The sequence below is a fragment of the Arsenicicoccus sp. UBA7492 genome (genome assembly GCF_002479615.1).
GTDB classification, from domain to species: Bacteria; Actinomycetota; Actinomycetes; order Actinomycetales; family Dermatophilaceae; genus Arsenicicoccus; species Arsenicicoccus bolidensis.
The window spans coordinates 30,860-46,044 of record NZ_DLOE01000038.1 but is presented as its reverse complement, the minus strand read 5'-3'; the positions used below and the strand labels follow the sequence as shown (position 1 = coordinate 46,044).

Below are 15,185 nucleotides of genomic sequence, written 5' to 3'. Positions count from 1 at the left end.
ACTCCCCTTAGGAACTCATCCGCCTGGCGTGCTAACCCGGGCGGATGTGACTACCTGAGGTAGGTCAGGCGGGGGTGACGCGGATGATCGGCGTGCCCTTGGCGACTTCGCCGGACACGTCCAGCGGCTCGACCGGACCCGTCGCGAACGAGTTGGTCACGAGGACGGGCGTGATGAGCGAGTAGCCCGCCTCCTCGATCACCGCACGGTCGAAGGTCACGAGCGGGTCGCCCGCGGCCACCCTGTCGCCGGCCTTGACATGCACGTCGAAGCCACGGCCGTCGAGGTTGACGGTGTCGATGCCGACGTGGATGAGCAGCTCGACGCCACCCTCGACGGCCAGGCCGAAGGCGTGACCCGTCGACTGGGCCACGACCACGGTGCCGGCGGCCGGCGCGCAGATCGTGTCGTCGCGCGGGTCGATGCCGACGCCCGGGCCGACCAGGCCCGCGCTGAACACCTTGTCCGGCACCTCGGCCAGCGGCACGACGACGCCGTCGCAGGGCGCGCCGACCTCGACGACCCCAGCACCGGCAGAGCCAGCAGCACCGGCAGCACCCGCGCCGGCAGCAGCACCGGTCGCCGCGGCACCCGCACCGGCCGTCCCCGCACCAGCGGTGTCGGTGACCACGCTCGCGCCGCCCGCGGCGGCCTCCGGGCGGGAGTGCCCGGCGGGAGCCTCAGGAGCACGACCGGTCGTCGGGGCGTCGCCCGCGAGCGATCCAGCGCCAGCGCCGGCAGCAGCCCCACCAGCGACGGCCCCGGCGTGCGCCATACGGTCGTCGGTGGACAGGGTGACGTTCTCGTTGTCGACCGGGTCCTGCTCCGGGATCGCGGTGTCCGTGGCGCCGGCGTTGGCGGCGAGCGCCTCGGCCTTCTGCTCGGGAGTGCGGTAGTCGGTGAACACGATCAGCAGCATCGAGATGAAGAAGGACGCGGCCACGGCAATGGCGTAGAGCGGGATGTTGTCGAACGCGGGGATCGTCAGCAGCGAGGTGAAGACGAAGGCGCTGGTCTTGAGGCCGCCGCCGAGGCCGATGATCACGCCACCGACGAGGCAGCCGACGAGCATGCGCGGATAGATCCGCTTGAACCGCAGGTGGATTCCGTACAGGGAGGGCTCGGAGATGCCGCCGAGCAGACCGGCCGCGAGGGCACCGGTCGCCGTCTGGCGCATCGCCACGTCCTTGTCCTTCATGGCGTGGTAGAGCACGCCGGCGGTGGCGCCGAAGCAGGCGAAGTTCCACGCGCCCATGGGGCCCTGGATGAAGTCGAAGCCGTTCTGCTGGATGTTGAGCAGCATGATCGCGTTGATCGGCCAGTGCAGGCCCAGCGGCACCATGAAGGGGTAGGCCAGCGGGATGACGATCGCGAAGATCAGCGGGCTGAAGTCGTTGATGGACTTCAGGAAGCTGCCGAGGCCGGCGCCGACGTAGACGCCGATCGGGCCGATGAGGAAGGCCGTCAGCGGGATCATCACCAACATCGCAAGGAACGGCACGAAGATCAGGTGCAGGTTGCTCGGGATGAGGCGCTTGAGCAGCTTGTACAGCGGGCCGAGCACCGCGGCCATCAGCAGCGGCGGGAACACCGTCGAGCCGTAGTTGAAGATCGTCAGCGGCAGACCGAAGACGTCGAAGATCTTGACCTCGGAGCCGGCGACCGTGGCGGTGCGGGCGGCGTCACCGAGGGCGGTGAAGCCGGGCAGCATCAGCACGCCCATGATCGCGAAGCCCACCCAGGGGTCGGCGCCGAGCTTCTTGGACGCGTTGTAGGCGACCATCAGCGGCAGGAAGGTGAACACGCCCTGCCACAGCAGGTTGATGAACGCCCAGCCGCCCTCGAGCTTGACGCGGGGGTCGGCCCAGTTGCCGATGACGCCGAGGGTGGACATCAACGCCATGAAGGTGATGAACAGCGAGGCACCGAGCAGCGCGCCCAGGATCGGGCGGAACGAGTCGGAGAGGAACTCGAAGAAGTTGTCGAGCCAGGCGCGTCCCCCGCGGGGGCCGCCGGAGCGCAGCTCGGCCTTGAGCTCGTCGTCGGTCTTGGCGCCGGACGCGCCCGCGGCACCTGCAGAGCCGCCGCCGCCGGACGCCATCTCGGGCAGCGCCATGATGTCGTTGAAGACGTTCTGGACCGCGCCACCGATGACGACCTGGTAGCGGTCGCCGGACTGCGGGACGGCGCCCATGACGCCGGGGATCTTCTCCACCTGCGCCTGGTCGACGCCGGACGCGTCCTTGAGCTGGAACCGCAGCCGGGTCGCGCAGTGCGTGAGGCTGGTGATGTTGGAGGGGCCGCCGACGCTCGAGACGATGTCGCTGGCAGGGCTTGATGCCATGAGGTACTTCTTTCCTGGGGGAGCCGCTCGGGCGCGTCAAGTATTCCCTGCCCGGGGCAGGTCCGCTGACCGAGCACTCACCTGGCACCGGCGCGTCCCGTATGCCGAACGCCCGCCGTCTCACGGACGGGACCCTCAGGCGCGCCGGGCGACCACCGTCCCGGCCACGACGAGCAGCCCCAGCACGCACACGAGCACGGTCGTCACGACGGCGGCCACGCTGCCGTGCCACAGGGCGACGGCGCCGACCGTGACGGCCACGGCGACCCACACCAGGGCCCCCACGCCGTGGCGGTGGTCGGCGAGGTCGGCGTACACGAGCACCTGGACGAGGGCGAGGGCGACGCCGAGCGCGGTGAACACCCAGGCCTGGTGGCCGAGCTCGTCGACATAGGCGCGCCCGCCGACGACGGAGGTGAGCAGGTCGCCCGCGACCGCCGCGACCAGCACCCCCAGCACGCCGACGGCCGCGGTCACGCCCACGGCCGCCCGGACCGCGGCGCGGCGCTCGGCGGGACGGGCCATGCGCGGGTAGTACATGGTGGCGATGAACTGCGGCCCCCAGAAGGCGACCTTCTCGAACAGCGCGCCCATCGTGTAGACGCCGGACCCGTCGCGCGTCAGGTGGTGGCGGGCGAGGATCAGGTCGAGGCTCGACAGGACGAGCAGGCCCGCGGTCGGCATGGACCCCACCAGGCCGGCCCGGGCGCGCGCGATCCCGGCGGCCCACCGCGAGGGCGCCGTCATCGATCCATCCGGGCCCGCATCGTCCTCGCCGGCGCCACCCCGGCCGGCCCCGCGGACGGCGAGCGCCCCCGCGACGACGGCGACCACGACCCAGCCCACGGCATACCACCCGATCACCCCCAGGACGCCCTGGCCGAGTGCGGAGGCGGCGACGGCGGAGGCGATCTTGGCGACGCCGACCAGCAGCGCCGAGAGCCCGAGCGCCGCGAACCGCTCGGCGCCCTGCAGCACCCCGAGCGCCGCGAAGGCCACGGTCATGGGCACGGCCGACAGCGCCAGCACGACCAACGGCGCCACGGAGGGCAGGTGCAGCAGCGGAGCCACGAGGGGTGCCGTGACGGCGAGCAGCAACGCCGGCACGCCACCGACCAGCAGCGCCCCGACCAGCAGCCCGCCGTCCACGGGGCCGCCCGATCGGCCGTGCGCGGGCGCCGACTGCGACGCGACGCCGCGCGCCGTCACGAGCTGCAGCCCGAGGCCCGGCACGGTCAGGATCGTCGACAGGTTGATCAGCGAGCCCACGGCGCCCAGGTCGTCGGGGGTCATCGACCGCCCGAGCACCACGAAGAACGCGTAGCCGAGCAGCGCCCCGAGGAAGGTGCCGGCGAAGAGCAGCCCACCGGACGACAGGGCCGACGTGACCTGCGCGAGCGCTCGCGACACGACGGGCCGCGCGGCGGCGTCCGAGGTGGTGCGGCTCATGGGAGCTCCTTGGTCGGTGATGCCCGGGCACGGGGTCGTCAGCGTGCCATAGTGCCAGCATGCGACGCCGCGACGTGTGGCCGGGATCTCCCGGACGGGCCGCCTTCGCCGGATGCGTCGCCTCCATCCTCCTCGCCCTGGCCTGGACCTGGCCCGCGCTGGGCCGTGGTCAGCTCCTCTACCGCGACTTCGTGCAGGTGCCCGACCCCGTGCTGGGCCCCTCCGTCCTGGGAGCCGTCGGCCAGGCGCCGCGCGCGGTCCCGCTCGACGCCGTGACGGCCCTGCTCGCGCCCGTCGTCCCGTCGGGGGTCCAGCAGCAGGTCATGCTCGTGGCCTCCCTCGCCCTCGCCGGGTGCGGCCTGGCCGTCCTCCTGCGCCGGCACGGGACCGCGGCCTGCGTGATCGCCGCCGCCGTCGCGGTCTGGAGCCCGTATGCCGCGCAGCGGCTGCTCGTCGGACAGCCCCCCACGCTGCTGGGGTGGGCCATGGTGCCGTGGCTGGTGGCGGCGGTGCGGCTCGACGGGTCGCCGCGACGCCGCATCCTCGCGGTGCTGGTCGCCGCCCTGCCCGCCGCCCTGACGCCGTTCGGCGGGCTGCTGGCGCTGGCGGTCGTGGTGGTGACCGCCCTGACGACGAGGCATCGCCCCGGGCGGCATCGTCGGGAGTGGTTGGCCCTCGCGGGTCTCGGCGCGGCCTGGTGCCTGCCCTGGGTCGTCGCCGGCCTGCGGGGGGCCAGCGCGGCGGGCGAGACGTCGGGGGCCCGGGCGTTCGCGGTGCGGGCGGACGGGGTGCAGGGGGTGCTCGACGTGCTCGGCGGTGGGGGCATCTGGGCGCCCGCCGCCGCCCTCGCCTCACGCGCCCACGCCCCGGCCCTGCTGGCCTCGGCAGCCCTGGTGATCGTCGCGGCCCTCGTGCTGGCCGTGGGCAGCGTCCGCACGGGCCGGGCCGACCGCTGGCTCCTCGCGGCCGCCCTGGTCCTGCCCGCCCTCGTCGCCCTGACGCTGGCGTCCGGACCCGGGCTGGTGCTCTGGGGTGAGGCCCAGCACGTGCCCGGCGTCGGCATCCTGCGCGACACCCACCGGCTGCTCGGCCTGACGGTGCTCGCGACCGCGGTGCTGCTCGGCCTCGGGGTGGCCGCCCTGGCCCGGCGCCTCGGGCCGGTGGCCGCCGCCGGCGCAGCCGCGACCCTCGTGGCGCTCGCCGTGATCGGAGCCCCGGACGCCCCGGCCCGCGTCCACGCGGCCTACCGCCCCACGGGCTTCCCCGCCGGGTGGTCCGAGGCCGTCGCCGCGGTGGGCGACCGGACGACGCTCGTCCTGCCCTGGCAGCCCTTCCGACGGCAGGCCTGGGTGGGCGACCAGCCCTTCCTCGACCCCCTGCCCCTCGCTCTGCGTGGTCATGCGATCGCATCACGCAACCTCTCGGTCCCCCGCGACGGGGGCGCGGTGGTGGTCGGGTCCGACGACACGACCGCGGTCGAGGCCTGGGCCAGAGGCGACCTGGAGGCCCTCCGCCTGGCCGGGGTCGAAGCGGTCGTGACCTGGGCAGACACTCCCGGCGAGACGCCGCAGCCCCCACCCGGGGCACGCCGCGTCGGCACGACCGGACCCCTGCGCGTCTGGCTCGTCGACGACCCCTCGACGGGCCCCTCCAGCGCCCGGTCCTGAGGCCGCCCATCGGGGCGATCTGTCGGTAGAGTGACGCAGACCACAGGACAGGCTGAGCTCCGGCACGTACTCTTACCGACCAGTAGTACCCATCAGTAGCCCCTGGTCGCCAGCGACCAGCCCCCCAGCAGCACCCAGCACCACCTGCAACGGCGCCATCCAGCGCGGGCCCCGCCTCCCGCCTCTTGCAGATCGAGGTCTGACCATGTCTTCCCTCAGTGGCCGCACCGCAGCCGTCATCATCGCCGCCCTGTCCTGCCTGCTCGGCCTCGGCGCCTCCGCCCTGGCCATCAACGCCGTGAGCGCCGCCGCTCCCGACGACGCCAAGGCCGCGACGTCCGGACCGGCCGCCCAGGTCGCCCCGGCCGAGATCATCGGTTACGGCGGCTGACGGCTCCCCGTCACCGCGTCGACACCTTTCGCACCACGACCACGCCCACGCCCACAGCCGTGCGTATCGCCTTCCTCAGCTGGCGCGACCTCACCCACCCCGAGGGTGGCGGGGCCGAGCGCTACGCCCAGACCGTCTGCAGCGGGCTCGCCGCCCGCGGCCACGACATCACCCTGCTGTGCGCCGCCCACGGCGACGCCCCCGAGCAGGAGCACCTCGACGGCTACCGCATCCTCCGTCAAGGGGGACGCGCCTCCGTCTATCCCGCGACCGTCCGGCGGCTGCGCGAGCTCGAGCGCACCGAGGGCCACTTCGACGTCGTCGTCGACATCCAGAACGGCCTGCCCTTCGGCTCGCGCCTCGGCACCCTGTCCCCGGTGGTCGTGCTGATCCACCACGTGCACAAGGAGCAGTGGCCGGTCGTCTTCAACCGCGCCGTCGCCTCCGTGGGCTGGTTCCTCGAGTCCCGCATCTCGCCGTGGCTCTACCGCGGCTGCCAGTACGTCACGGTCTCCGGTCGCACCCGTGACGAGCTCGTCGAGCTCGGGGTCGACGCCGAGGACGTCTCGGTGATCCACAACGGCACCGAGCTGCCGTGGAGCACGCGGGAGTCGCGCACCGAGCACCCCAGCCTCGTCGTCCTCGGGCGGCTCGTCCCCCACAAGCGGGTCGAGCTGGCCATCGACACCGCCCAGCGCCTGCGCCACCGGTTCCCCGGGCTGCGGCTGCGGGTCGTCGGCGACGGCTGGTGGCGCGAGCGCGTCGAGGAGCACGCCCGCTCGGTCGGGGCCGACGACATCGTCGACGTGCTGGGCTTCGTCGACGAGGTCACCAAGCACCACGAGCTCTCGTCGGCGTGGGTCTCGCTGGCCCCGAGCCTCAAGGAGGGCTGGGGGCTCAACGTCATCGAGGCCGCCATCCACGGCGCCCCCACGGTGGCCTTCCACGACGCCGGCGGCCTGTCCGAGTCCGTGGTCGACGGCTATACGGGCACCCTCGCGCACGACCTCGACGAGTTCGTCGAGGCCACCGCCGAGCTCCTCGCCGACCATCACCTGCGGCACGAGATGGACCTCGCGGCCCGCGCCCACGCCCGCCGCTTCTCCTGGGGCGCGACCGTCGACAGCTGGGAGCGCACGCTCGCCCGGGCTGCCGCGCACCGCCCGGCCGTCGCCGAGATCGACCAGGTCGTCGCCGCACCCGAGCGGGTCGGCCACCGACCCGGCCGGCGCGCGAGCGCATGACCGCGGACCAGCAGCAGCGCGCCCCCGTGCCGGAGCATCCCGGTGCGGGGCGCCCGCTGCCGCCCCTGGCCCGCGTCGGCTCCCTGGCCCGCTCGGTCCAGCTCTTCCGCGCGTTCACGGTCGAGCAGACCGACCCCGCCTACTTCTACGGCCTGCTCGCGCTGGACTCGGTCCGCGAGGCGAGCCGCTGGTGCGAGCTCGACGGTGCCACCATGGTCGACGTGGGGGGCGGACCGGGCTACTTCGCGGACGCCTTCATGGCGGCCGGGGCCCGCTATGCCGGGATCGACCCCGACGCCGGGGAGCTCGAGCGCCGCGGGACGGTCACCTCCAACACCCTGCGCGCCTCGGGGTTGTCGCTGCCCATCGCGGACGACGTCGTGGACCTCACCTACTCCAGCAACGTGCTCGAGCACGTGCCCGCGCCGGAGGAAATGGCGGACGAGATGGTCCGCATCACCCGACCCGGCGGCACCGTCGTCATCTCCTGGACGCCCTGGCTGTCCCCCTGGGGCGGCCACGAGACCGCCCCCTGGCACTACCTCGGCGGCCGTCGCGCGGCGGACCGCTACGCCGACCGGCACGGCCATCGCCCCAAGAACGACTTCGGCCGCTCCCTCTATGCCTGCTCCATCGCCCGCATGCTCACCTGGCTCGCCGCCGCGGAGCGCGCCGGCCGGGTCGAGCGGGTCGAGATCCTGCCCCGCTACCACCCGGCCTGGGCCCGGTGGCTGATCCGCGTGCCGGGCGTCCGCGAGATCGTCTTGTGGAACGCCGTGCTGGTGCTGCGTGTTCGATGACCTCGGCTCCCCCCGCTCCCCGGACCGACCGGCCCCACCAGGCCGGTCGGTCCGATCGTGCGAGTCGTGCTGACCAGCACGTATGGCGGGTGCGGCTGCTCACGGCGTGCGTGCTGCTCACGGCCGCGAGCTTCCTGCAGGGCGGGGGCCGGGTCGTCCCGGACACCAAGCTCGACCTGACCCTGTCACCGGCGGCCTTCCTCGGCCGGGCCCTGCACGTGTGGGACGGGGGCCACCTCGGGCAGCTGCAGAACCAGGCCTACGGCTACCTCTTCCCCATGGGGCCGTTCCACCTGGTGCTGCGGGTGCTGCAGGTGCCCGAGTGGGTGACGCAGCGGCTGTGGTGGTCGCTGGTGCTGTGCACCGCCTTCCTCGGCTTCTGGCGGCTGGCGCGGGCCGTGGGGGTGGGTGGGCCGTGGACGCGCTACCTCGGGGCCTTGCTGTTCGCCCTGTCGCCGCGCTTCCTCGCCGAGATCGCGGTGACCTCGATCGAGGTGTGGCCCATGGCCGTGGCGCCGTGGGTGCTGCTGCCGCTGGTCGACCCGACCCCCCAGCGCACCCGCCTTCGGGTCCTGCGCTCGGCGCTCGCCTTCGGCTGCATCGGGGGCGTCAACGCCATCGCCACGGGTGCCGCCCTTGTGCTGCCCACCCTGTGGTGGCTGACCCGCGAGCGCCCGGCCCGGTCCCTGCGGGCGTTCGCGGCGTGGCTCGGCGCGTGCGTCCTCGCGGGTCTGTGGTGGATCGGCCCGCTCGTGGTGCTGGGGCGCTACAGCCCGCCCTTCCTGGACTGGATCGAGAACGCCGCCGCCACGACCGGCACCGCGAGCCCCTTCACGGCGCTGCAGGGGACCACGCACTGGCTGTCCTACCTGCGCGTGGCGGACGGCCCGACCTGGCCGGCCGGCTGGGTCACGGTGACCGTGCCGATCCTCGTGGTGACGACGACGGTGCCGGCGGTCATCGGGCTGGTCGGCCTGACCCTGCGCGGCCTCCCGGACCGGTCTTTCTGGCGCCTGGGCGCCGTCGTCGGCCTGGTGCTGCTGGTCGCCGGCTTCGCCGGACCCGCGCACGGCCCCTTCGCCGACGACGTCCGCACCCTCCTCGACGGCCCGCTCGCGCCCTTCCGCAACATCCACAAGTTCGAGCTGGTCCTGCGGATCCCGTTGCTGATCGGCCTCGTCCACGCCGTCCATGTCGTCGGCACCCGGTCCAGCGGCGAGCGCAGCGCCGGCCCCGCAGGGCCGGTCCGGTGGGTCCCACGGGAGCTCGTCGCCGCGGTCACCGGCATCCTCGTCGTCGCGGCAGCCGCCCCCGCCGTGGCCGCGATGCTGCCGCGCGCCGGCGCCTACGAGCAGGTCGCGGGCTACTGGCGCGACGTGGCGGGCTGGCTCGACGAGCAGCCGGGCTCCGGGTCGGTGCTCGTCGTGCCCGCGGCCCCGGCGGCCGAGCTCACCTGGGGGTCGCCCCGAGACGAGCCGCTCCAGGCGCTGATGCGACGACCCTTCGCCGTGCGCGACGCCGTGCCCCTCGGGTCCGCCGGCTCCACCCGCTACCTCGACGAGGTCGAGCGCCACCTGCGCACCGGGGTCGGGGGCACCGGCCTGCGCAGCTCGCTGCGCGACGCGGGCATCCGCTACCTGGTCGTCCGCAACGACCTGCGCGCCACCGCCCGGCGGGCCCCCGCCCTCGCGGTGCACCAGGCCCTGACGGACGCGGGCATCGACCGCGTGCGCTCCTTCGGCCCGCCCGCGGGCAGCGCCTTCGAGACCGACGACACCACGGTCGACGAGCGCACCCTGCTGCCCTACCCGAGCGTCGAGGTCTACGACGTCGGGGCCGTCGCCGACGCCCGGCTCGTCCCGGCGTCCACGCTGCGTCAGCTGACCGGTGGGCCGGAGGACCTGCCCTCGCTGGACCGCGTCCTGCCGGGTGGCGCCACCGTGCTCGGCGACGACCGCAAGGCCCTGCCCGCCACCCCCGCGCTCCCCGAGATCCTCACCGACGGCAACCAGCGGCGCGAGACGATCTTCGGCCGGGCCTCCGACAACCGGTCGCCCGTGCTGCGCCCCGCCGACCCCGGCACGACCGGCCGCCGGGTGCAGGACTACCTCGTGGACCCCCGCGCGCGACAGGTCACCCTGCTCTGGGAGGGCATCGCCGGGGCCGAGGCCTCCAGCTCCGGCTCGGACGCCGGCTCGTTCGTCCGCACCTCGAGCGGGGACGGCCCGGCCGCTGCCCTCGACGGGGACCCGACCACCCGGTGGGTGTCCGGCCCGTTCCAGCAGGCGGTCGGCGAGTGGTTCGAGGTGCGCCTGGACCGCCCCCGCGACCTCACGGGCAGCACGCTCACCCTCGCCTCGCCGTGGGCCGGCGCCGCGCCGCCCGTGGCCGTCGACGTCACCACCGACGCCGGCACCGTCCCCATGACCATCACCCCGGACCAGGCGGCCGGCGCGACGGCCGCCGTCCCCCTGCCCCCCGGCCCCACGACGCGCCTGCGCCTCACCCTGCGCGGCGTCGGCGCCGGCACCGAGCGGGCCTTCGCGATCACCGAGCTGACCCTGCCCGGCATCGTGCCGGTGCCACGTCTCGTGCTCCCACCCACCCCCTCGGGGACGCCCGACATCGTCAGCCTCCGACGCCAGGAGCCCGGCCGCACCGGCTGCCTGCGCCAGGGCGACCGCCCGCTCTGCGCCGGGGGCCTCGTCGCGACCGGCGAGGAGGCGGCCGGGATGTTCCGCACCTTCACCACCGCCGCGCGCACGAGCTATGCCTGGTCCGGCCACGTGCGGGCCCGGACGACCGCGGGGGGCCGGGCGCTCCTCGCCATACCGGGCAAGGTCCAGGCCGAGGCCACGACCTCCCGCGTGCCCGCGCTCGCGGGCCGCCCCGGAGCCGCCGTCGACGACGACCTCGGCACCGGGTGGGTCGCCTCCGCCCAGGACCGGCAGCCCACGCTGACCCTGACCCTCCCCTCGGTCCGCGCCCTGACCGGCGTGCGGCTCCTGTCCGATCCCTATCTCGCGGCCTCGCGGCCACGTCGCGTGCAGGTGCGGACCGGCGACGGCCGGACCCGCAACCTCACCGTCGCGCCGGACGGCAGCGTGCGCTTCACGGCTCGCACCGACCGCGTGGACATCACGTTCACCGGGGCCGACGAGGTGCGCTCGATCGACGCCGCCACCAAGCTCGCCGAGACGCTCCCCGTCGGTGTCTCCGAGGTCGAGCTCCTCGGTGCCGACGACGTCCGGACCCCGCTCGACCGGGACGCGCCCGTCGGTGCGGCCTGCGGCGACGGCCCGACCGTGCGCATCGACGGCGTCACCCGCGCCTCCCGCCTCGTCGCGACCGTGGGTGACGTGCTCGACGACCGGCCGCTGCGGTGGGTGCCGTGCGGCGGGCCCACCGACCTGGCCGGCGAACGCTCCGCGCAGCCAATCGCGCTCGACCCGGGCGAGCACCGGGTCACCGTCTTCGCGACGGCGGCCTACGTCCCCGAGAGTCTCCTCCTCACCACCCCCGAGCTCGTGCCCACGGCCTCGCGCGCGGTCGGCACGGACGTCGTCGCCGAGGGCGATGCCTATGCCGTGCCCGAGCGCGCCACCCCTGGCGTGCTCGTGCTCCCGCACAACGCCAACGCCGGCTGGGTCGCCACCGACGACGACGGCCACGAGCTCACCGCCATCCGCCTCGACGGGCGCCGTCAGGGCTGGGTGCTGCCCGCCGGGCCCGCCACGAACGTGCACCCCCGCTTCGCCCCCCAGCGGCCGTATGCCGCCCTCCTCGTCGCCGGGTTCCTCGGGCTGCTGCTCCTCGCCGCCGCTGCCTGGCGCGAGGGTCGTCGTGATCGCCCGGCGCTGCTCGAGGGGGTCCCCGCCGGCGCGACGCCGCTGCGTGACGGGGCCTGGAGCCCGTATGCCGTCACCGGCGTCGTCGCGGTGCTGCTGCCCGTCGCGACGGGACTCACGGGGCTGGGTGCGGTGGGCGCGGCCGTCCTCGTGGGCCTGCTCGCCCGTCTCGCGCCGCGTCCGGACCTGGTCCGGGCCGCGGTGGTGGCCGTCTCCGCCACGGTCGCGGTCGCCCTGGTCGCCGCGCGTCCCTGGACGTCCGGCAACGCCGCGCTCGCGTCGTGGTGGCCTCAGGGCACCGTCCTCACCGCCGTGGCGGTGTCGACCCTGCTGCTGCCGCGGCGGCAGGGCCCTCGCCGGAGCGAGCCTCCACCGCGTCCGTCTCGGCCTCTCGCCCCGCGTCTGTCTCGACGTCCCCCCGGACGTCGCTCGCCACTGCTTCCTCGGCGTCCCTCTCGGCGGTGACCCGCGCGGTCGGGACGGCCGCCGGGCGGCTCCGGCGCGGGTCCCGGCGACGCGCGCGGCGCATGATCGGCGCCTCCACGTAGCGATAGCTCACCCACGCCACCAGCAGTGACGCCACGATCGTCGTGGGCCACAGCACGAGGAAGTCCCCCGTGAAGGGCTTGTGGCCGATCGCGCGCGCGAGCAGGCCGAGCACGACGAGGTGATAGACGAACACGCCGTAGGACAGGTCTCCGAGCAGCCGGGCCGGGCGGCTGCCGAGGGCCGCGACGACGCGGGACGAGCTCGGCTCGGCGGCGATGCAGGGCAGCACGACCAGCACCGCCAGGATCGTGTAACCGAGGTTCTTGCTGCCCGCCTCGACCAGCGTCGCGCGGTCCAGGCCGTACGGCCCGGCCAGGCGGGTGGTGAGGAGCAGGTAGAGCGCACCCGCGGCAGCCCACAGCGTCCCCGGCGAGGCGACGAGGTCGTCGACCGCCGTGCGGGGCAGCTCGCCCGCGAGGCGCCCCTCGTGCCAGACCGCGAGGGCCATGCCCCCGCCGAACCACGCGGCGTACTCCGGGAGCCAGTAGTTCGTCATACCCTCGACGTTGTCGTGGGTGAGCACGATCCAGGCGAGCGAGACGGCGGGCAGGCAGGCGAGGACGACGAGGGCGAGCTCGGACCAGCTCAGCCAGCTCGACCGCGGCAGGCGCGACAGCCCCCACGCCGCCAGGGGCAGGACGAGGTAGAACGCGACCTCGGTCGACAGGCTCCACATCTGCGTGAGGCCGGGCACCGACGGGGACGGCACGTAGATCTGCGACATCGTCGCCACGCGCAGGTAGTGGACGAGGCCGACCTTGTCGTGCTGGAGCAGCAGGTAGGCCGCCAGCACGGCGACCCACGCGGCCGGCAGGATGCGGAACACCCGGTGCCGCAGGTAGGTCCGCAGGTCACGGGCGCCGGACACCTGCGTGGCGGTCGCGCTCCCGAGGCGGGCCCGGGCGTGCGGGCGATAGAGCAGGAAGCCGGACACCACGAAGAACAGCGCGACGCCCGCGTCGAGGCGGGCAAGGAGCCCGGCATACGGGCCGTGGATCGCCAGCCCGCTGGTGAAGCCCACGTGCGTGGTGACCACCATGAGGGCACCGACGATCCGCAACCCGTCGAGGGCCGCGAAGCGGGTGGTCCTGGGCTCAGCCACCCGAGGAGGGTAACCAGCGAGTAACCCCGAGCGCCTGCTGGTGTGACACGGACGACACGGATGGCGGTCCGAGCGCAACGTCTGGGTCACGAGGGGCAGACAACTCCCAGCCGCGCTGCTATGGTCCCAGGAACCGCGGCGCTACTCACCAGTAGGCACCGTCGCCGACCGAACGACACACCTCGTCTCGTCAACGTCACTGTTGCCGTTCCCTGAGCAGGAGTCCCCCATGCGTCGCATCCTCGGCGGTCTCGCCGTCTTCCTCGGCATCCTCGCCCTCGTCCTCGGCATGCGGGCCGACTCGATCTACGACCAGCTGGCCACGGTCCCGCTCGACCAGAAGACCACGGCCGAGTCCGAGGGCACCGGCGTCAGCGCCCTGCGCGTGGCCGCGGAGGGCGGCACGGTCAGGTTCGACAAGCTGACCGACCAGCACGTCAAGAACACCCGCACCATCATCGGCCTGCCCGGCAAGGTGCCCGAGGGCCAGCGCGACGACAACGCCTTCTGGCAGATCGGCCTCCGCACCGAGATCGTCGACGGTCAGCCGCTGTCCCTGAGCACCGACGGCGTCTCCATCAACCGGCGCACCGGCCTGGCGACCAACTGCTGCGGCGACTTCGTGGGCGTGGGCACCACCGAGAACCAGAACGCCACCCAGCCGATCACGCACGAGGGACTGTTCTTCAAGTTCCCCTTCGACGCGCAGAAGAAGTCCTATCCCTTCTGGGACGGCGAGCTCAAGGCCGCCCGCGACGCGGCCTTCGTGCGCGAGGAGAAGGTCAAGGGCCTCAACACCTACGTCTACGAGCAGACCATCCCCACCACCCGCCTCCCCGGGTCCCGCACCGTGCCTCGCACGATGTTCGGCAGCGGCACCGGCAACGTGCAGGTCCAGTCGGACTACGCCAACACCCGCACCTTCTGGGTCGAGCCCAGCACCGGGGCGATCATCCGCGCGCAGGAGAACATCAACCGCGAGGCGGTCTCTGACGCCGGCACGGTCACCCTGATCAAGGGCGTCATCGGCTACAACGACAAGACGCAGCAGAAGTTCGCCGACGAGTATGGCGACAAGGCCGGCAAGCTGGCGTTCGTCCGCGACCTGCTCGGCCCCATCGGCTTCATCGCCGGCGCGCTCCTGACGCTGCTCGGCCTGTTCCTGCTCTTTGCCCGCCGCCGCGGCGAGCACCGCGACTCCCGGCGCGTCGACCTCGTCGCCGCCGACCGCGAGACGTCGGGCGCCACCCGCGCCTGACCGGCACCGGCTAGCGGCGGCGCTGCTTGGCCATCCACTCCCAGATCGTCAGGCCGGACGCCGTCTGCGGGTCGTTGCGGGCGACGTAGATCCAGGACCAGTGCCCCTGGAACTCGTGGCCGTTCCACACGACGTTGGGGTACGCCGTGAGGCGGGCGTTGCCGAGGAGCCGGACCGCGCGCCCCGTCGTCGCCTGGTAGTCCACGACCGGGTCGTTGGTGGCGTGGACGAACCACGTCGGGGTCGAGCGCAGCCGCAGGATCTGCGCGTCGGTGAGCATCCGCTTCGTCGTCCCGGTCGCCTGGTCCTTGAGGACGTAGGCCGCACAGACCGGCACGTTGGCGGCGAAGTAGCGCGGGTAGGCCGACGCCAGCTTCATCGCCATGTAGCCGCCGTTGGACGGGCCGACGACGTAGATCCGGGACGTGTCGACGTCGTGGCCCTTGGCGAACTCGTCGACCAGGCTCTTGAGCCGGCGCGTGTAGGAGTATTCGCCGTCATCGAGCCACCGGGTCCCAGCAGATCTTCAAGGG

Annotated in this window: 9 protein-coding genes and 1 pseudogene; 6 read left to right on the top strand and 4 right to left on the bottom strand. The window is 73.9% G+C overall.

What is annotated here, in order from left to right; translation table 11 throughout:
* Window positions 1–64 precede the first annotated feature (64 nt).
* Together B4E97_RS11175 and B4E97_RS11170 are read right to left on the bottom strand one after the other, a co-directional pair.
* Window positions 65–2,344, bottom strand: a complete 2,280-nt coding sequence (locus B4E97_RS11175) for a glucose PTS transporter subunit IIA (protein ID WP_286959915.1) — start codon at window positions 2,342–2,344, stop codon at window positions 65–67.
* Between the two features lie 135 nt (window positions 2,345–2,479).
* Window positions 2,480–3,793, bottom strand: coding sequence for a lipopolysaccharide biosynthesis protein (locus B4E97_RS11170; RefSeq protein WP_286959914.1), 1,314 nt, complete (start codon window positions 3,791–3,793; stop codon window positions 2,480–2,482).
* Window positions 3,794–3,852: 59 nt separating this feature from the next.
* Between B4E97_RS11170 and B4E97_RS11165 the strand changes: the two genes are divergently transcribed.
* From B4E97_RS11165 to B4E97_RS19225, 5 genes and pseudogenes are all read left to right on the top strand, one after another.
* Window positions 3,853–5,460, top strand: coding sequence for a hypothetical protein (locus B4E97_RS11165; protein WP_286959913.1), 1,608 nt, complete (start codon window positions 3,853–3,855; stop codon window positions 5,458–5,460).
* 205 nt (window positions 5,461–5,665) lie between these two features.
* Entirely contained in the window at window positions 5,666–5,851 is a 186-nt protein-coding gene (locus B4E97_RS11160; RefSeq protein WP_286959912.1) for a hypothetical protein, read from the top strand.
* A gap of 59 nt (window positions 5,852–5,910) precedes the next feature.
* Window positions 5,911–7,095, top strand: a complete 1,185-nt coding sequence (locus tag B4E97_RS11155) for a glycosyltransferase family 4 protein (protein ID WP_286959911.1) — start codon at window positions 5,911–5,913, stop codon at window positions 7,093–7,095.
* A complete protein-coding gene (locus B4E97_RS11150) occupies window positions 7,092–7,895 on the top strand; it encodes a class I SAM-dependent methyltransferase (protein WP_286959910.1) in 804 nt (267 codons plus the stop codon). Before B4E97_RS11155 ends, B4E97_RS11150 begins: the two co-directional genes overlap by 4 nt.
* A pseudogene (locus tag B4E97_RS19225) lies at window positions 7,892–11,131 on the top strand (alpha-(1->3)-arabinofuranosyltransferase); the annotation flags it as partial. The gene B4E97_RS11150 and the pseudogene B4E97_RS19225, both read left to right, overlap by 4 nt.
* Window positions 11,132–12,047: 916 nt before the next feature.
* Here B4E97_RS19225 and B4E97_RS11140 read toward each other — a convergent pair.
* Entirely contained in the window at window positions 12,048–13,394 is a 1,347-nt protein-coding gene (locus tag B4E97_RS11140; RefSeq protein WP_286959909.1) for an acyltransferase family protein, read from the bottom strand.
* 229 nt (window positions 13,395–13,623) lie between these two features.
* On the opposite strand from B4E97_RS11140, the gene B4E97_RS11135 reads away from it, so the two are divergent.
* Window positions 13,624–14,652 (top strand): DUF3068 domain-containing protein, encoded by a 1,029-nt coding sequence (locus tag B4E97_RS11135; protein WP_286959908.1) that lies wholly within the window; start codon window positions 13,624–13,626, stop codon window positions 14,650–14,652.
* A 10-nt stretch (window positions 14,653–14,662) separates the two neighbouring features.
* On the opposite strand, the gene B4E97_RS11130 is transcribed toward B4E97_RS11135, so the two are convergent.
* Window positions 14,663–15,115, bottom strand: coding sequence for a prolyl oligopeptidase family serine peptidase (locus B4E97_RS11130; RefSeq protein WP_286959916.1), 453 nt, complete (start codon window positions 15,113–15,115; stop codon window positions 14,663–14,665).
* Window positions 15,116–15,185: the final 70 nt, after the last annotated feature.